Source organism: Streptomyces sp. A5-4, from assembly GCF_051131715.1.
Lineage (GTDB): Bacteria > Actinomycetota > Actinomycetes > Streptomycetales > Streptomycetaceae > Streptomyces.
This window is the reverse complement of sequence record NZ_CP178591.1, coordinates 4,966,025-4,983,828: the sequence shown is the minus strand read 5'-3', so window position 1 is coordinate 4,983,828 and position 17,804 is coordinate 4,966,025. Positions and strand designations below refer to the sequence as shown.

The following is a 17,804-nucleotide window of genomic DNA, read 5'->3' as shown; positions in this document are numbered from 1 at the left end:
CGGCGGCGCGGGCCCCGTCCTCGGGGGCACGGGCCCGTCCTGATCCGAACGACAGCCCCTAGCGCGCCCCTTCGGGGTTCCACGCGTCCATCAGCAAGCGCAGCCGCTGCCGGTGGTCCTCGATCCAGCCGTCGGGGAGAGCGATGGGCACCCGCACGGTCACCATCGACGTGGTGACTTCCTCCAGGACCACCTCCGGGCAGTCCCGCTCGCCCGAGAGCCGGATGGACAGCGACAGACCGCCGCCATCGGTCATCCACCCGGCGTCCTCACCGGCCTCCAGCCTGTCCAGCACCCGGGCCCACTCCTCCAGGCGCGATTTCCACAGCGCGAGTTCTTCCCGACCGCTCACAAAAGGGGTTTCCAGCACGACCAAAGCTCTGATCATGGCGGGAAGTTCGGATTCGTCAGGACTTTTCGGGTATTCCCCAAGAACGGAAATACTGACCCTGTTTCCCTCCTCGTCCTCAAGCAGAACAAGATCCATCGATGCGACGCCGACGTTCTCGACCACGTTCTCTCCCCCATGCCGGATATCCGAATACCCACGCAGTATTAGTGAAGAGAGCGGCCCCGCACGCACCTTTTCCGGTGCCCACGGGGCCATGGCGGCGGCGATGGGATACCCCCGTTCCCACCCCCGCCCCCGGTCATGGGAGTCGCCGGCGAGGTGACCGGCCGATCACTCAGAACCTCGGTGAGCCTTACGACCCCCGAGGTCGTCAGTAGAGCTTGCCGACCGCGACGCCCGCGGTCTTCTTGAAGCCCGCCAGCGGCGCTCCGTCGAGCGAGCCCAGCTGACCCCACTGGACCACCGTGACGGCCTTGCCGTCACGGCCGATCGCGAAGAGGTTGATGTCGACGGGATCGGGCAGGAGTTACGGCGCCCTGGCCCGCCGAGTGGGTGTCAGCGCGTCGACCCTGCACCGCTACTGCTCGGGCCGCGCGGTGCCGATGGAGTTCGCCCCGGTGGAGCGGCTGGCCCGCTTGTGCGGCTGCGAGGGCGAGGATCTGATCGCGCTGCACCGGCTGTGGGTCATGGCGGACGCCCAACGCCGCAGGCGCCAGGAAGCAGCGGCGGACACGGCGGCGGGCCGGGGAGCGGCAGCGACGCCCACCCCGGCTCCGAAGCCGGCGGCCTCCGACGACGTACGGCCGGAGGCGGGCGACGCAGGGCCCGCCGATGAGCCCGTGAGGGACGACGCCCAGCGGGCCGAGGACACCGTCGGCGGCGTCGCGCCGCCCGCACAGCGCTACGTCCTCCCCGCACAGCTTGAGGCCCCGCCCGCACAGCTCGACGCGACGCATCACGCCGACGGGGACGACGCGGCACCAGGCCGATCCCCCGCGCCTCCCACGGCTGACGCGGACGGCGCCCCGTCGGCGGTTCACGAGATGACGCCCGTGGGGGACCACGCCATCCCGCCCGTGATCCCGTGGCACCGTCGCCGCGCCACGTACGCCTCCGCCGCCCTCGTCGCGGTCCTCGTCACCTTCGCCCTGCTCGCCGCGTTCGTCGACTCCCCGGGTTCGAGGGCGGACCGCCGCAGCGACGCGGTACGGGACGCGGGCGGTACGGCGTCCGAATCCGCCACGCCGAGGGGCAAGCGATCCGGCTCCGCCTCCCCATCGGCCTCCCCCGAGCCAACGGCCTCCGGCGGCAAGGCGGACAAGCGTCCCGGCGGCGCCGCATCCGCGGGCAAGGGTTCGGGGCCCAAGGCTTCCGCCTCCGCTGGCCGTTCCGCCGACGCCTCCACCGCACCGCGGCAGGGCGGCGGTACGCCGTTCAGCTGGAGCACGGACAGCCACATCTGGCGGGTCGGCTGCGGCCAGACCTATCTGCTCGACCGCGCCCCCGACGCCGTGCCGCCGCCGCCCGCCCAGGCCGACGCCGCACCCTGGGCGCGTTCCGTCGACGCGGTGCACGGTGACGAGACCGGCGTACGGATCAGTGTGCAGGGCAAGACCGACACGGCAGTGGTCCTCCAGTCGCTCCAGGTCCGGGTGGCCGCGCGGCGCGCGCCGTTGAAACGCAACGCGTTTCGCATGGACCCCGGTTGCGGCGGCTCGATCACTCCGCGCCAGTTCGAAGTGAACCTGGACATGCCCCGCCCGATCGCTCGTTCCGTCAGGGGCAACGACAGCGGCAATGTGATCCCCGCCGTGTCGTTCCCGTACAAGGTCTCGGCCACCGACCCCGAGCTCCTGCTCGTCACCAGCCGCACGGTCAACTGCGACTGCGACTGGTACCTGGAGCTGGAGTGGAGCAGCGGCAGCCTCTCCGGCAGCGTACGGATCGACAACAACGGCCGGCCTTTCCGTACGAGCGGAACGAAGGGCCGCCCGACGTACGACTTCGACCACACGGACTCCCGGAGCTGGATCCCGGCCGCGTCGTAGCGAGACCCCGCGAACTGCTTCGCCCCGCACGATCCTCATCGCGGAAAGGCCATGGAAGTGCCCGGGGTGTGGTGGGCCGCGCTCGGGGTAGCCGGGGGGTCTCTGGTCGTGGCCGTAGGCATGTGGGCCAGAGGCAGACGCGTGGAATCGCCGAGGGCTACAGGAGCCGAGGGTTTCCCGACAGTGGAGGAATGACATGACTGAGACAGCCAAGCCGATGTCCGGCCTCGAACGAGGCACCATTCAGCGCGCGCACATACGCACGCGCGTCTCGGACATCGCCCTGACAGCCCTGTGTCTTGTCCTCGCCCTCTGGGTGACCTTCGGCGCCATCGGCGTTGCGCGCGACATCGTCAACGCCTGGGCGTTCACGTGCGTGGGGGCCATTCTGTTCGCCGGCGCGATGTGGATGAGGGCCTCCGCGCTGCGGGAAAAGGGCCGTGGCCGCATCTGACGCGGCTCGGCCGGTCACCTCCCGCCGCCGGGAGTACGTACGCCTCACCCCCCTCCTCTCCCCGGGCCGCTGATCCGGTACGCACGCACCGCTTCCCGCAGCCGGTCCGCCTTCCCCCGCACGAGGTCCGCCGAGAGGCGGTCGTCGTCGGCGACGTACGGCTCGCTGCGGCAGATCCGGCAGAGGCCGCCCGGCAGTGACTCCGGCGGCCCCGGGGCGTGGCAGTCGGTGCACTCCATGATGTACCGGCCCTGCACAGGGGCCGGGGGCTCCGGCGGCATCTTCTTCAGCAGCCTTTTCCGTACGAAGCCGAAGGGGTACTCGACCACGTCGGGCAGCAGGGTCCCGACCGCCCGCACGATCTGCGTCTCCGTGGCCCCTCGCCGGAACCACTCCCCCGCCACGTCGGCCAACGCCTTGCATTCCAGCGCCGAGAGCGCCAACTCCGGCTGGTGGCGCCCCAGTCGGGCGAGGGCGTCGTGCCCACGCGTTTCCGGTTCCTCCACGGGCGCGGGGTCCGCCATTCCGGACTGCGGGACATCCCCGTTGAGGAACGCCGCCCACCAGGCGTCGGAGCGGGCGGTCCGGGTGAAGAAGCACCGGAAGACCCACCTCGCCCCCTCCGCGTCCGCCACCTGCCTGCGTACGCGCCGCAGATGCCCGGCCTTGGAGAGGCTGCGCAGGATGGTGCCGATCGCGCACTGACCGTAGCCCTCCACCTCCCTGGCCAGCGTCTTGATGGAGATGTCGGCGCCCTCGGGCAACCGGTCGACGTAACCGGCGATCGCCGCTTCACGCTTGGGCAGATGGGCGAAGTCCCGGCCACGGCGGGGCTCTTCGTCGGGCGCCGCGCGCTTTCCGAACCCGGGCTTGGCCATCGGGTGGGCGGGCGCGTGCAGGGCAGAGCTAAGCTGCTGAACAGCCATGAGATCGGTCCTATCGATCTTGTCGGTCAGACCCCTGTGCGGTGTTCCACCACCGCATGGGGGTCGTTCTTTGTGGCGCACGCTACACGGCGCGAGCACTGCGTCGCGACCCGATCACGAAAAGTGGCTCTGTCGCTGATCTTGTGACGGGGTGGGTCAGGGTGTGAGGAGCACCCGCTTGCGGAGGAAGTCGAGGTTGGCTCGTCCGTATCCTTGCCTTTTGAGGAATTTCACTCGTGTGACCTGGCCTTCGACCTGGCCTGAGCTCCAGGGGGTGGACAGGCCGGCGGTGACGGCGTCCTGGTCCCGGCGCAGGCCGTTGACCAGGGAGTGCAGGGCGGGCAGGTTGTCGGCGAGGACGCGTTCCATCCAGGCTGGCAGCTGGTCGCCGCGCAAGTCGCTCATCATGGCGGCGAAGTCGCGGACATGGTCGGTGACGGCGTCGAGTTCGGGGCAGTCGGCCCGGATCTCTTTGAGGTCGGCGGCGTCCACGGCTGCCAGGTTTCCGGGGGCGGTCATGATCCAGCGGACGATGCGGCGGGGCCGCGGAGCTGGACGGGGCACTGGCGGCGCGGTGGTGGAGGTCTTGAACGGGCGGAGGTAGCGGCGGACGGTCTGGATGCTTCCGGTGAACCCCCGGGCGACGATTTCCTGGTGGAGCTGGGCACTGTCGCGACAGCCCTCGTTCCATCGCTGGTGGAGGTAGGGCGTGTGCTCGTCCAGGAGGGTGGACCGGTTTGTCGCCTTGACCAGCAGTTCGTCGATGCTGGTGGCCCGGGCGAAGCGGCGCACGGTTTTGCGGCTCAGCCGCAGTGTCCGGCAGATCCCCTCCAGCGTGCTGCCGCCGTCCAGGAGTTCCCGCACTGCGGTGTAGCGTTCCCTGGTCCGGGTCACCAGACGGCGTTCGCGTCCGCAGACATCGAGCATCGCGTCAACCGGGGGCGGCGTCTGCCAGATGTCGTCGCTGGGCGGCGGCTTGGCCGGTACGGTGTTCTCGAACGCGGCCCGGGCGCAGGCGTGGTGGGCGGATACGGTCTTCTCCACCGCCTCGCCGAGGTTGTGCCACAAATGCCAGGCGTCTGCGACCTGGACCGCCTGCGGGGCGCCGCTGCGGGTGCCCTCGGCATACGCTCCGGCCCTGTCCCGGCACACGATCTCTATTTCCGGGTGGTTGCTCAGCCATGCGGCCAGTGGCTCGGCCTCACGGCCGGGCAGCACGTCGACCGGGCGCCGGGTCTCCAGGTCCACCAAGATCGTGGCGTACGTCGCACCCCTGCGGAGCGCGAAATCGTCGACACCGAGCACACGGATCTCTCCGACAGGCTCTTCCGGCACCGCACGGACCAGACGTAACAGAGTGTCCTTGGCGACGTCCAAGCCCAATACCCCGGCCAGGCGGGCCCCCGCGCGGCCGGCCAGCGCGAGAGCGATCGAGGTCAACTGGCCGCGCAGCAGCGGCGTATAGCGGGCATGCGGGCTGGTCAGCCCCGCGATCTGCTCAGCGAACGTCACCGCCCGGCACCCGGGGTTCAGGCACTTGAACCGCCGCACCAGCAACTCGATCACCACCCCGGCGCCGCTGGCCGCCGCGTCCGCGAGCCGCCGTACGTACCGTCCGTGCACCCGGCCCGACGCGCTACCGCAGTGCGGACACACCCCGCCCGACGACCGAGCACGCGCATGCATCGAGACCACACCGGACAACGACCGCTCGACCACCTCGACCACAACACCGGCCAGATGAGGGAACAACACCCCGAAACTCCGTGAAGTACACCTGGCTCATGATCACAGCCGCCACTGACACCACCCGCCCCGTCACAAGATCAGCGACAGAACCCGAAAAGTCATCCCCGCTGGTACGGCGTCCAGTTGGCGCACCACAGGGGAGGGTGGGTGGGAAGGATCCTCACCCTCCCTTCCTAGCAAAAGCGTCTCGACCCTCGCCCCTCGAAGCTCAAGAGCCGCCCCGGCACCGGGGGCATCGACAAGGCGGGTAGGCCATGGATCCGGGCGGCAACTTCACCCCGTCCACGGCCTCTGCGCCCGCTGTCGCGCCGAGCCAGAGCACGCCGTCCCTCCCGCTGTCCTCGATCAGCTCCGAGAGATACGCCCGCGCTTCGCTCCGGTTTGATTCTTCAGATGTCGCCACAAAGTCACCCCTGCCGCTCGATTCGCTACTTACGGTCACAGCTTGGAAGCGTTCCACCTAAGCTCGCCAGTAGGTGGAACGTGACATCGATGCGGTCACGCAGAGGAGTTGGCCCATGGGAACTGACGTACCGGAATCACGTATGCCTTACGGGGACGAGCTCCGGAAGCGCCGGGAGAAGGCGAGACTCACGCAGGAACTACTCAGCCGTCAGGCGATCATGTCGCGTACCCATATCGCGCATATCGAAGGCGGCCGGCGCAAGCCGTCACTGGAAGACGCGCGGCGTCTCGACCAAGTGCTCGACACGGGGGGCGTCTTTGAGAGGTTTCTGCCCACACTCGACTCGCGCAAGGTCGCGGACCACTTCGCGGCGGCAGCCGAGTCCGAACAGCAAGCCACCATGATTCGCGAATACGCCTCGTCGCTGATTCCCGGGCTCCTGCAGATCGGGGGGTACGCGCGCGCCCTCTTCCGCTCCTACTTCCCGCCCAAGAGCACCGAGGACTGTGACAAGGCCGTCGTCACACGGCTCACGCGAGCCCGCATTCTCGATGACCCCATCACCCCCGTCCTGTGGGCGCTACTGGACGAGGCGGTTCTACGACGGCCGGTGGGTGGTCCCGCTGTCATGGCGGAGCAGCTTCAACATCTCCGGGAGCTGGGTGAATCCGAACGCATCCGCCTGCACGTGATCCCGTTCTCGGCGGGGGCACACTCCCTGCTGGAAAGCGCAGTGACGCTGATGTGGTTCGAAGACGCACCACCCATCGCCTACGTCGAAGGGCTGCACACCGGCGCGATCCTAGACGACCCATCGGTAGTGCACTTGTGCCAATCGGCCTACGATCTCGCCCTGGGCGACGCGCTGTCGCACCGGGACTCACTCGCCCACATCAAGGCTGTTGCAGAGGAATACGAGAAGCAATGAACAGCACTGAGCACGCAATCCACTGGCGTAAATCCAGCTACAGCGGCGGAGGCGAAGGCAACTGCCTGGAGGTCGCCGACAACATCCCCGGCGTCACACCCGTCCGCGACAGCAAAACCCCCCACGGCCCCGCCGTCATTTTCAACGCCTCCGCGTGGTCGTGCTTCGTAACCGCCGTCAAGGACGACCAACTGCCCTGCTCCTGACCAGTTTCCGCCATGCCGTGAGCAGTTCCTCCGGCCCCACCACCCGCACGCCATCCACCATGGCACCACTCCGCGATACCGCCATCAGCGGTGTGCTCTCGTCCGCGCCCGGCAACTGCGACCGGTGGACGATCAGTCGCGCCAGGGCGCGGGTATCAAGTCGCGGGCGTCAAAGGGGTGGTTCTCCGGCCACTTGAACGCATCGCAGGGACCGGCGCCGGAAGAGTTCCCGCCGCCACTCCTCCGCGTTCAGGAGGACTCCGCGATCCGGCAACACGTTCTGGAAATGCCCGCACCGGTCGTCGCTGAGGCTCTCGGCTATCACCGGGTCACCACGGCCAAGCTCGCCTTCGAGGCCGGGGGCACGTGGAGCCGATACGCCGCTGGAGACCACTGGCGGTCACCACCCGGCTGGGCGCCCGGAGAGCTGGTGACAGTTGAGTACGCGAACTCGCCAGTATCACACCCGGTCTCAAGCCGGCGCCGCCTACGCCCCGTCGGCACTGCCGTCCTTGAGCACCGTCGGCATCCCCACCACCAGCACCACCACCTCGGCCACAGCTCCGTCTGCGGAGCGTCCCACCCACACGGGGTAGGTACCGTCGCCGGTTGTCGCGAAGGCGACCAGTTCGCCGCCGGATGCCTCGTCTCGAGTACGCACGAGGTACATGGAGTCGGGTATGTCCTCCCCGGCACCCGGCTCCCCCTGTACAAGGTGCCGCTCGAAGAGCCGGTGGAGCGACTCCCAGGCCCCAGCGTCGGCGAAGCATCCGGTCGCACTGTCGGTGTCGAAGCCGAAGATCTCGTTCTCCCCGAGCAGCCTGGGGTCGTCATCCGGCCCAAGGCGCATCTCCCACGACAGGGCCGGTGTCTCGCTGACGCGCAGCCGGACCGCCGTGGTGTCCGTACGGGTGACCCAGCCCTGGCGCCACTCACAGTCGTAGCCGAAGTGGACCTGCGCTTCTTCGAGTACGTACTCCCCCGGCGGGACGGGGACCGTGACGGCGGGCCCTTCGCCGGAGAGGTTGTCCGGCCCGGAGACAGCCAGCAGTCCGCTCGGCACGCGCAGGGTCCCGGTCCGGCGCGGCTCCACGACGGTCATCTCGGGGTGGTACCCGTCGGTCACACGCGTCCCGGGCCGAAACAGCGCGTCGATCGGCCCGGGCTGCGCGGGACGGGGCGGTCGCCAGCAGGTGGCGGGCGCCCCGGACGCGTCGTCGGGCGTCTCCGCCGCGTGAGAAGCGAGCACCGCCGCCTGGAGCACCACCGGCCCCGGAAGCCCTCGCCGGCGGGCGGTGACCACCGGCCAGTCGTCGAACCCGGGGCGAACCTCCCAACGCCGTATGTCGGCGCCGGGCACCGTGACGAGTGTCCGCCCGCGCTCGCCCTGGGGCTGCTGCGTGATCGATCCCCTGCCGTCCGGGAACAGCTCCGTCGAGGAGCGGGGGCACTCGCCGTCGAACTCCGCCATCTCCAACCCGGTGTACTGCCACCTGCGGGCACGTCGGCTGAGCAGCCGACTCTGATCGTCCAGCAGCCGCAGGTCCAGCTCGTCGGTGCGGCGGCCCTGGTCGTCGTAGGACCAGAGGCCGACGTAGTGGTCCCGCCAGGAAACCAGCCGGACTTCCAGCGGAACCTCCCGCCCCGGGATCCGGTACACCACGACGTACGGCAGCCCCGCGCCATCGCGCTCCCGCGCCGCCTCGGCGGTCAGGGGCCGCCACAGCGCGCGGGCTTCCAGATCCCACGCCAGCGCGTACGCCACCTCGACGACCGTCACCGGTCCCTGGTCCCCACCCATACGTCCACCGCCCGCTCTGCCTGAACCTGACGAACACAGTAGACACCGCCACTGACAAGGGCCGATGCGGGGACTGGCTACAGGACAACGGGGCCACGGGCGGAAGGCCAACTGGGACGTACACCGACGTGGTCGTCTTGGGGTCACAGCAGAACGGCCGCCAGTGAGGCGGCCGTTCCCTGAGAAACCGAAGCGAGCCCGGCCCGTTGGCCGGGGTCAGGAATTCGGCGCCACCTTGGACAGCCCGTTGATGATCCGGTCCATCGCGTCGCCGCCCGTCGGCTCCGTCAGGTTCGCCAGCATCTTCAGCGTGAACTTCATCAGCAGCGGGTGCGAGAGGCCGCGCTGGGTCGCGATCTTCATGATCTTCGGGTTGCCGATGAGCTTCACGAAGGCACGGCCCATCGTGTAATAGCCGCCGTACGTCTCCTTGAGGATCTTCGGGTACGCGTGCAGCGCCATCTCGCGCTGCGCCGGGGTCGCCCGTGCGTGCGCCTGGACGATGACGTCCGCCGCGATCTGGCCCGACTCCATCGCGTACGCGATGCCCTCCCCGTTGAACGGGTTGACCATCCCGCCCGCGTCCCCCACCAGCAGCAGGCCCTTGGTGTAGTGCGGCTGGCGGTTGAAGGCCATTGGGAGCGCCGCGCCCCGGATCGGCATGGTCATGTTCTCCGGGGTGTAGCCCCAGTCCGCCGGCATCGACGCGCACCACGCCTTGAGCACCTCGCGCCAGTCCAGCTCCTTGAACGCCTTGGAGGAGTTCAGGATGCCGAGCCCGACATTCGACGTACCGTCGCCCATGCCGAAGATCCAGCCGTAGCCGGGGAGCAGCCGGTCCTGGGGGCCGCGGCGGTCCCACAGCTCCAGCCAGGACTCCAGGTAGTCGTCGTCGTGGCGCGGGGACGTGAAGTACGTACGCACGGCGACGCCCATCGGGCGGTCCTCGCGACGGTTCAGGCCCATGGCCAGGGACAGCCGGGTGGAGTTGCCGTCGGCCGCGACCACCAGGGGGGCGTGGAAGGTGGCCGGGGTCTTCTCCTCGCCCATCTTCGCGTTGACGCCGGTGATGTGGCCCGTGCGCGCGTCGACGATCGGCGCGCCCACATTGCAGCGCTCGTACACCCGCGCGCCGGCCTTCTGCGCCTGGCGGGCGAGCTGCTCGTCGAAGTCGTCGCGCTTGCGGACGAGTCCGTAGTCGGGGTACGAGGCCAGTTCCGGCCAGTCGAGCTGCAGGCGGACACCGCCGCCGATGATGCGCAGGCCCTTGTTGCGCAGCCAGCCCGCCTCTTCGGAGATGTCGATCCCCATGGACACGAGCTGCTTGGTGGCGCGCGGGGTCAGACCGTCGCCGCAGACCTTCTCGCGGGGGAAAGCCGTCTTTTCCAGGAGCAGGACGTCAAGTCCCGCCTTCGCCAGGTAGTACGCAGTCGTGGAGCCGGCGGGTCCGGCCCCGACGACGATCACATCTGCGGTGTGCTCGGAGAGGGGCTCGGTCACGGCGGAATCTCCCGAAGACTCGATATCGCGTGCTGAGAGGCACTGGGCAAGGGCAGTCTAAGGGTGCGTACTGATCACCGACTCGAAGGGTTGCCCCCTATGACCGACATGACCGAGCGACCCCCCGTTGTGCGGCTTCGCGTGCCCACCGAGGAGGACGCCCTGGCCTGGCACCGGATCTTCGACGACCCGGAGGTCATGGAGTTCCACGGCGTCACGTCGACGGAGCTTTCCGCGTACGACGAGCTGACCGCCCGGCAGCGCAGACATGACGCCGAACGCGGTATTTGTCTGTGGACGATGCTTGACGAGTCGGGCGAGGTGATCGGCTTCACGGGCGCCCAGCCCTGGCCGCATCCCTCCTTCGGCCCGGTCGGCGAGATCGAGATCGGCTGGCGGCTCGGGCGGGCCCACTGGGGCAAGGGTTATGTGACGGCCGCGGCGCTGGCCACGCTGGAGCGGGTGCGGGCAGCGGGGGTGACCGAGGTGGTGGCGATGGTCAACTCCCTCAACGCCCGGTCGATCGCGGTGACTCGGCGGCTGGGCATGGAGCAGGCGGAGTCCTACACGGTGCCGGGGTCGGGGACCACTGCGTACTGCTTCCGTCTGAAGCTGGAGCAGGTGGAGGACGCCGCCCGGGCGGGGGAAGTGGAGCCGGTGCAGGTGCGGCCGGTGGGGAACGTGGATGCGGCGACGGCCGTGAGCGCCGCCTGATCGTCCTGTCCCGTCCCCGGCTCACGTCGGCGCGTCCCGCTTCCCCATGAGCGTGATCATCTCCGCCGGACGGGGCGCGACGGCCTCCTCGTCGCGCTCGTCCGGCCCGCCCCGCCGAGGAGCGGCCGGGAGCGGCGGTCGGTGTCGAGTGCGGGGCGCTCGCGCGCCCCGCACAGCCGTCCGGAATCCGCCGTCATTCCCCCGAAGAGGCGTCCATCCGGCGGCTCAGCCGAGGGTCCAGGTGGCCAGAGCCGTGTCGAACGTCTGCCGCGCGTACTGCCAGTCACGGTCCCGGCTCTTGGTGTAGATCGAGTAGTCGGTGCCGTTCGCCGCGATGTAGCCCTGGTCGATGGCGTGCAGCGTCTCGCCCGACTGCTTGTCCGTGTACGTGTACTCCCAGAGCGCACCCGGCCGGCCCTTGAAGGTGTTCTGCTCCAACCGCAGGCGCTGGAAGTTCCGTTGGTTCGCCTTGGCCTTCTTCTCCAGCTCCACGAAGTTGTCGTAGGAGGAGGCGTACGGCGGATTCCGCACGACACCGACCAGCAGGTGCTCCATGCCGGTGGAACCGGCGTAGGTGATCTGGCCGTTGACCGCCTTTTCGCGCGCCCAGAGCATGGGCACGGCGAAGGAGAACCCGGCCGGATCCGTCACCTGCCGAGAGCCACTGGGAACCTCGGGCGAGGTGGGCGGGACCGACGGGGTGACGGCCGGGGACGGAGTGAAGGACGGAGGCGGGGAGGAAGGGGCCGGAGCGGAAGAGGGCGGGGACGGCGAGTTCGAAGGCTGGGCACTCGGGCCGCCGCTCTGGGCCACGACGGGCTTGTCGTCCTTCACGGTGTTGCTGCCACCGTCGTCCTTGTTGTTCTGCAGGAGCAGGGCCCCCGCGGTGGCACCGCCGCCGATGATGAAGGCCGCGGCGAGCGTGCCCGTCCAGACGAGGACGCGCTTCCTGCGCTCGGGGTTCGGGGCGGGAGTTGTGGTGGGGGTGGGGGTGAAGGCGAGGCCCGGCATGTAGGTCTGGGCCTGCGCCTGCGCTTGGGCCTGCGCCTGCGCCTGCGCTTGGGCGTTGGCCTGGGCGTTCGCCTGGGCGTTCACTTCAGGCTGTTCGGGCGCGGGGCCGAACGCCGGTGCCGGCGCGGGAACGACGTACATCGTGTCCGGGTGCCCCTGCTGATCCGGCGCCGCCGGCTCCGGGGCGGCCATCGGCGCGACCGGGCCACCCGGCGTGTACGCCGGGTGCAATGGCGGCGTCCGCGGGACCGCGCCCGCCCCGCCGAAGGCACCACCGGTCATCTTCAGCAGATACGGCGCCGGCAGCGTCGCACCGCCCACCCACAACAGCCCGAACAGCAGCGCGTACGGCACACTCGGCGCCACCTCCATCGCGCCCTGCGCACTGCCGAACTCGCCCATCTGGCCCGCGAGTTCGACCGATACTCCGGTCAGCTCGATGAACAGCAGGAACAACGCGAGGAAGAATCCGGCGGCCATCAACTGCTCACGCCGGTCCACCGAACGGCGGACAATCCAGAGCCCGAACGCCAACGCGCACACCAGTCCCAGTGCCAGCGCGCCCACCACCGCCCCGGCTCCCTGGACGTCACTCAGCTCGCCGAGACCGAAGCTGCCGTTCTCGCCGCCGCTGCCGCCGCCGCCGAAGAAGCCGGCGGCGCCGCGTACGTCGTACTCCACCGGTACGCCCCAACTCCCCCCGAACACCAGCATCCCGATGTTCGGCAGGACCGGCAGCGCGAGCAGCAGGGCCTCACCGTCGACGTCGTCCGCGGTCGCGTACACCACGAAACCGACCAGCGTGCAGAGTGCGACGACTGCCCCGAAAACCCGGAGCGCCGTCCCCAGTGCGCGTACCGCCGCACCCGCCGCGGGTCGCTGCGCGAGCCACTGGGTGAGGTCGTCGCGCTGGAGCACGCCCGCGGTGACCGCGAGCGAGAGGACGAGGGTGCCGAGCGCGGCGAGCAGGGGGGCCGAGGAGACTTCGAGGCCCTCGAAGTCCGGCTGCGCGAACAGGCCGAGGATCAGTACGGCGCCGGTCACCAGGAGGGTGATGCGTACGGCCGCCTCCAGCCCCGCCGTGCGACCGGTCCAGGGTTGACCGGTCCGACCGGCCCGCTTCGTCTGCTTGGCGCGCAGAAACCTGATGCCGAGGAGGAGCGCGGCGACCCACAGAACGGTGACGGTGAGCGGTACCAGGGAGATCTCGGCGCCGCCTGCCGCGCCGAAGTCGGCGCCCGAGCCGAAGCCGGAACCAGATCCCGAGCCCGATCCGAAGCCCTCGCCGCCGCCGTCGAGCTGCGGCCCGCTCGCGCCGCTGATCTCGAAGCCGCCGCCGAGCGCTTGGAGCAGCAGGGCGAGCGCGACGCGCAGCCGACCGCCCCAGCCGACGGTCACGTCGCCGTCCTCCTGGCCGTACGACGGGACGGCCAGCGCCGCCGCCATGACGAGCAGCAGCCCGACGGGCCAGGCCGCGGCCTGGGCGGCGGACACCCAATTGTCCCGGCCCCGGAAGGCACGGCCGAAGAACTGGCCCACGGCGGAGGGCCCGGTGGGGACGGGCGCGTGAACGGGGGGCGGGGGTGGGGTGGGAGCCGGGTCGAGTGCGGGTGGCTGGGTCGGGGCCCGAGGGGTGTCCGCCGGAGGTGTGGGCGCGGGCAACTCTGCTGCGGGCTGCGGTTGTTCACGCCCGCACTTCATGCAGAAGCGTGCCCCTTCGGGGGCCTGGATTCCGCAATGTGGACAGTACGTCGTCACGGGGACTCCGGAGCGGGGAGAGGAGAGCGGTTCCTGTGTGAGGTGACTCAGTTTCCATGCCGGTCGGTTCCCGTCAACTCGCGCTTCAACGCGGCGGGGTGGAGGGCGGTGCGGGTGGGGAGCGGGGTGCCTGCGGGGCCGCCGAGCTAAAAGACCGACAAGCCCGTCAAGGTCGTGAAGCGGTCCAGCGCTGCCACTCCCGCCACCGAGTTGCCCCGGTCGTCCAGGCCGGGGCTCCACACGCCCAGGGTGCAGCGGCCCGGGACCACCGCGACGATTCCGCCGCCGACTCCACTCTTGCCCGGCAGCCCGACGCGGTGCGCGAATTCGCCTGCCGCGTCGTACGTACCGCAGGTCAGCATCACCGCGTTGACCTGCTTCGCCTCACTGCGGGTCAACAGCCTCGTGTCGTCGGCGCGCAGGCCGTGGCGGGCCAGGAAGCGGGCGGCCAGGGCGAGGTCCGCGCAGCTCATCTCGATCGCGCACTGCCAGAAGTAGTGGTCGAGGAGGGTGGGGACGGGGTTGGCGATGTTGCCGTACGAGGCCATGAAGTGGGCCAGGGCCGCGTTGCGGTCGCCGTTCGCCGTCTCCGACTGGGCGACCTCCGCGTCGAAGGCCAGGTCCGCGTTTCCGCTCTCCTGGCGGAGGAATTCCAGGAGTTCGCTGCTCGCGTCGCCGGTGAGGCTCTGCAGACGGTCGGTGACGACGAGCGCGCCCGCGTTGATGAAGGGGTTGCGCGGAATGCCGTTCTCGTACTCCAGCTGTACGAGCGAGTTGAACGGGTTGCCGGAGGGCTCGCGGCCCACGTGCTCCCAGAGGGTGTCGCCGCCCTGCGCCAGGACCATCGCGAGCGCGAACACCTTGGTGATCGACTGCGCGGAGAAGGGCTGCTGCCAGTCCCCGACGCCGTATACCTTGCCGTCGACGTCCGCGATGGCCATGCCGAAGCGGCGCGGGTCGACGGAGGCGAGCGCCGGGATGTACTCGGCGAGCCTGCCCCGGCCGACCTGCGGTGCGACGTCCGCCGCGATCCGCTCCAGAATCGCCTGGTAGTCCATGACGGTGACGGCCTTACTGGGAGCGGGGCCTGGTGCCGCGGTGCAGGGCCACCACGCCGCCCGTCAGATTGCGCCAGGCCACCTTCGACCAGCCGGCCTGCTGGAGGCGCGCCGCCAGCGCGGGCTGGTCGGGCCACGCGCGGACCGACTCGGCGAGGTAGACGTACGCGTCCGGGTTGGAGGCGACCGTGGAGGCGACGGGCGGCAGCGCGCGCATCAGGTACTCCATGTACACCGTGCGGAAGGGCTTCCAGGTCGGCTGCGAGAACTCGCAGATCACGACCCGACCGCCGGGCTTCGTCACCCGGTACAGCTCACGCAGCGCCTGGTCCGTGTCCTGCACATTGCGCAGCCCGAAGGAGATCGTGACCGCGTCGAAGGTCTCGTCGCGGAAGGGCAGCTTCGTGGCGTCACCGGCCGTGAAGGGCAGGTACGAGTGACGCTTCTTACCCTCCCGCAGCATGCCGATCGAGAAGTCGCACGGCACGACGTACGCACCGGCCGCGGCGAACGGCAGCGACGAGGTGGCCGTACCGGCCGCGAGGTCCAGGACCTTCTGTCCGGGGCGGGCGTCGACGGCGGCGGCGACCGCCTTGCGCCAGAACCTGCTCTGTCCGAGCGAGATCACGTCGTTGGTGAGGTCGTAGTTCGCGGCAACGTCGTCGAACATGGAGGCGACTTCGTGCGGCTGCTTTTCCAGGGAGGCTCGGGTCACGGTTCCATTGTGACGTGCGGTGTGCCGGAGCGCGGGGCAGGGTCGCCCGGGGCGCGGGGTGAGGGTGCCGCGCGGCCCTGCCCCTGGCATCGGGCAGCAGCACTCCTGGGGAGGGGACACAGTGGGGATCACGGTGGGTTCACGTACGAGACGGTGGCTGATCGGCGGCTGGCTGGCCCTGGCGCTGGGCGGCTGGTTCCTGACCGACACGATGGACGACGGCATCGCGCCGACCAGCGGGCCACAGCCTTCCCCGACCGTGTCGGCCACGCCCTCGCCGCTGCCCGGCACCTCCGGAGGTGGCGGCTGCCCCCGAGGCCGTCGGCGAGCCCCAGTACCGAGACTCCGGACGAGGTCACGATGACCATCTGCCTCACCGACCGTGCCATGACAACCGACGACTGAGCCGGTAACCAGTGGCCCACCCGCCCGTCCGCCGCCTCACCGCGCCCGGTACACCATCCGCCCGGCGATGCAGGTCACCAGGCAGCTCCCGTCGTCGGCGAGCACCGCGAAGTCGGCCGGGCCCGAGACCGTGAGCGGCCGGGGCCCGGAGCGAACGGGCAGCCCCGAGCGCTCCACCGCGATCCGGACCGCGGGCCGGGTGAACGGCCCCGCCACGGATGTCGTGCCCGCCGCGAACAGCCGCTGGATGCCGCGCCGCGCCGCCGCGCCCCAGCGGACCTCGGTCATCCCGAGCGCTTCGAGCGCGGCGCCGGTCAGCGGGTCGGTGCCGAGGGTGTCGGCCTCGCGCGGGTCCGGCCAGTACGCCGCTTCGAGGAGCGCGACGGCGTCCGGCTCGTGGCGCCCCGGGGTGAGCGCCCCGTCCCATTCGCGCGTGCGGGCGCGGTCGCCGTGGGCGGCGTACAACTCCTCGTACGGTCCGACCACCGCGATGCGGTCGCCCTCGACGAGGACCGCGTCCGCGCGGGCCCGGTGGAGGGTCAGCACGACAGGCCCGGGGAGCTAGTTCGCACTGAGCAGCTTCAGCTCCGGGTGGGCCGTACCGCCCTCGATGGCCGTCGACGACAGGTGCGAGACGACGTGGTCGTCGACCGGGTCGTCCGCCGGGTCGACGTGCACATGCAGGTGCTCGTACGTCGTCGCACGCTGAGCGGGGACGCGGCCCGCCTTGCGGATGAGATCGATGATCTCCATCCGGTTCGACCGGTGCTTCGCGCCCGCCGACGACACGACGTTCTCCTCCAGCATGATCGAGCCGAGGTCGTCGGCGCCGTAGTGCAGCGACAGCTGGCCGACCTCCTTGCCGACCGTCAGCCAGGAGCCCTGGATGTGCGCGACGTTGTCGAAGAAGAGCCGCGCGACGGCGATCAGGCGCAGGTACTCGAAGAGCGTGGCCTGCGTGCGGCCCTTCAGCGCGTTGTTCTGCGGCTGGTAGGTGTACGGGATGAACGCGCGGAAGCCGCCCGTCCGGTCCTGCACGTCGCGGATCATCGACAGGTGCTCGATGCGCTCGGCGTTGGTCTCGCCCGTACCCATGAGCATCGTCGAGGTCGACTCGACACCCAGGTTGTGCGCCAGCTCCATGATCTCCAGCCAGCGCTCGCCGGACTCCTTGAGCGGCGCGATGGCCTTGCGGGGCCGTGCGGGCAGCAGCTCGGCGCCGGCGCCCGCGAAGGAGTCGAGACCGGCCGCGTGGATGCGGGTGATCGCCTCCTCGGCGCTCACCCCGGAGATCCGCGCCATGTGCTCGACCTCGGACGCGCCGAGGGAGTGGATGACGAGCTGGGGGTACGCCGCCTTGATCGCGGCGAAGTGCTCCTCGTAATACTCCACGCCGTAGTCCGGGTGGTGCCCGCCCTGGAACATGATCTGCGTGCCGCCCAGCTCGACGGTCTCCGCGCAGCGGCGCAGGATGTCGTCGAGGTCGCGGGTCCACACCTTGTCGCTCTTGGGCGCGGCGTAGAACGCGCAGAACTTGCACGCGGTGACGCACGAGTTCGTGTAGTTGATGTTGCGCTCGATGATGTACGTCGCGATCTCCTCCGTACCCGCGTAGCGAAGGCGGCGCGCGGCGTCGGCGGCCTTGCCGAGCGCGTGCAGCGGGGCCGAGCGGTAGAGGTCGAGCGCTTCCTCGGGTGTGATCCGCCCACCCTCGGCGGCACGGTCGAGGACGGACTGAAGGTCGGCCTTCTCGGTCACTCGGGTGTCCCTTTC

The 17,804-nt window shown here is 70.1% G+C and carries 15 protein-coding genes and 1 pseudogene; 5 read left to right on the top strand and 11 right to left on the bottom strand.

Annotation, left to right across the window (positions count from 1 at the left end):
* Positions 1-58: 58 nt before the first annotated feature.
* Positions 59-514: a DUF5959 family protein gene (locus tag ACLLJJ_RS23210; RefSeq protein ID WP_434594796.1), complete on the bottom strand. Its 456-nt coding sequence runs from the start codon at positions 512-514 to the stop codon at positions 59-61.
* Positions 515-855: 341 nt separating this feature from the next.
* On the opposite strand from ACLLJJ_RS23210, the gene ACLLJJ_RS23205 reads away from it, so the two are divergent.
* Complete coding sequence (locus tag ACLLJJ_RS23205) at positions 856-2,400, top strand: helix-turn-helix domain-containing protein (RefSeq protein WP_434594794.1); 1,545 nt, start codon at positions 856-858, stop codon at positions 2,398-2,400.
* A gap of 196 nt (positions 2,401-2,596) precedes the next feature.
* Positions 2,597-2,854 (top strand): hypothetical protein, encoded by a 258-nt coding sequence (locus tag ACLLJJ_RS23200; protein WP_434594791.1) that lies wholly within the window; start codon positions 2,597-2,599, stop codon positions 2,852-2,854.
* A gap of 44 nt (positions 2,855-2,898) precedes the next feature.
* Here ACLLJJ_RS23200 and ACLLJJ_RS23195 read toward each other — a convergent pair whose 3' ends face one another.
* Together ACLLJJ_RS23195 and ACLLJJ_RS23190 are read right to left on the bottom strand one after the other, a co-directional pair.
* Positions 2,899-3,780 carry a hypothetical protein gene (locus tag ACLLJJ_RS23195; RefSeq protein ID WP_434594788.1) on the bottom strand — a complete coding sequence of 294 codons (882 nt, stop codon included), beginning with the start codon at positions 3,778-3,780 and terminating at the stop codon, positions 2,899-2,901.
* A gap of 156 nt (positions 3,781-3,936) precedes the next feature.
* Positions 3,937-5,535: an ISL3 family transposase gene (locus ACLLJJ_RS23190; protein WP_434588078.1), complete on the bottom strand. Its 1,599-nt coding sequence runs from the start codon at positions 5,533-5,535 to the stop codon at positions 3,937-3,939.
* A 512-nt stretch (positions 5,536-6,047) separates the two neighbouring features.
* Here ACLLJJ_RS23190 and ACLLJJ_RS23185 point away from each other — a divergent pair.
* Both ACLLJJ_RS23185 and ACLLJJ_RS23180 read left to right on the top strand, forming a co-directional pair.
* Positions 6,048-6,863 carry a helix-turn-helix domain-containing protein gene (locus ACLLJJ_RS23185; protein WP_434594785.1) on the top strand — a complete coding sequence of 272 codons (816 nt, stop codon included), beginning with the start codon at positions 6,048-6,050 and terminating at the stop codon, positions 6,861-6,863.
* The gene (locus tag ACLLJJ_RS23180; protein WP_434594782.1) at positions 6,860-7,069 is read left to right on the top strand and encodes a DUF397 domain-containing protein; all 210 of its coding nucleotides are present in this window, start codon (positions 6,860-6,862) and stop codon (positions 7,067-7,069) included. Before ACLLJJ_RS23185 ends, ACLLJJ_RS23180 begins: the two co-directional genes overlap by 4 nt.
* A 487-nt stretch (positions 7,070-7,556) precedes the next feature.
* On the opposite strand, the gene ACLLJJ_RS23175 is transcribed toward ACLLJJ_RS23180, so the two are convergent.
* Complete coding sequence (locus ACLLJJ_RS23175; protein WP_434594779.1) at positions 7,557-8,870, bottom strand: DUF4241 domain-containing protein; 1,314 nt, start codon at positions 8,868-8,870, stop codon at positions 7,557-7,559.
* Between the two features lie 216 nt (positions 8,871-9,086).
* A complete protein-coding gene (locus tag ACLLJJ_RS23170; RefSeq protein ID WP_434594776.1) occupies positions 9,087-10,370 on the bottom strand; it encodes a geranylgeranyl reductase family protein in 1,284 nt (427 codons plus the stop codon).
* Positions 10,371-10,478: 108 nt separating this feature from the next.
* On the opposite strand from ACLLJJ_RS23170, the gene ACLLJJ_RS23165 reads away from it, so the two are divergent.
* A complete protein-coding gene (locus ACLLJJ_RS23165; protein WP_434594773.1) occupies positions 10,479-11,084 on the top strand; it encodes a GNAT family N-acetyltransferase in 606 nt (201 codons plus the stop codon).
* A 225-nt stretch (positions 11,085-11,309) separates the two neighbouring features.
* Here the strand turns inward: ACLLJJ_RS23165 and ACLLJJ_RS23160 are convergent, their stop codons facing one another.
* The 6 genes and pseudogenes from ACLLJJ_RS23160 to mqnC all read right to left on the bottom strand — a co-directional run bounded on the left by ACLLJJ_RS23160 (position 11,310) and on the right by mqnC (position 17,789).
* A complete protein-coding gene (locus ACLLJJ_RS23160; RefSeq protein ID WP_434600698.1) occupies positions 11,310-13,589 on the bottom strand; it encodes a hypothetical protein in 2,280 nt (759 codons plus the stop codon).
* A gap of 195 nt (positions 13,590-13,784) precedes the next feature.
* Positions 13,785-13,853 (bottom strand): annotated as a pseudogene (locus tag ACLLJJ_RS23155) (zinc-ribbon domain-containing protein); the annotation flags it as partial.
* Between the two features lie 146 nt (positions 13,854-13,999).
* On the bottom strand, positions 14,000-14,911 hold the full coding sequence (locus ACLLJJ_RS23150; RefSeq protein WP_434594771.1) for a glutaminase: 912 nt from the start codon (positions 14,909-14,911) through the stop codon (positions 14,000-14,002).
* A gap of 13 nt (positions 14,912-14,924) precedes the next feature.
* Entirely contained in the window at positions 14,925-15,626 is a 702-nt protein-coding gene (locus ACLLJJ_RS23145; protein ID WP_434594768.1) for a demethylmenaquinone methyltransferase, read from the bottom strand.
* Positions 15,627-16,067: 441 nt separating this feature from the next.
* Positions 16,068-16,577 carry an imidazolonepropionase-like domain-containing protein gene (locus ACLLJJ_RS23140; RefSeq protein WP_434594765.1) on the bottom strand — a complete coding sequence of 170 codons (510 nt, stop codon included), beginning with the start codon at positions 16,575-16,577 and terminating at the stop codon, positions 16,068-16,070.
* Positions 16,578-16,592: 15 nt separating this feature from the next.
* Positions 16,593-17,789: a cyclic dehypoxanthinyl futalosine synthase gene (gene mqnC / locus ACLLJJ_RS23135; protein WP_434594762.1), complete on the bottom strand. Its 1,197-nt coding sequence runs from the start codon at positions 17,787-17,789 to the stop codon at positions 16,593-16,595.
* Positions 17,790-17,804 lie beyond the last annotated feature (15 nt).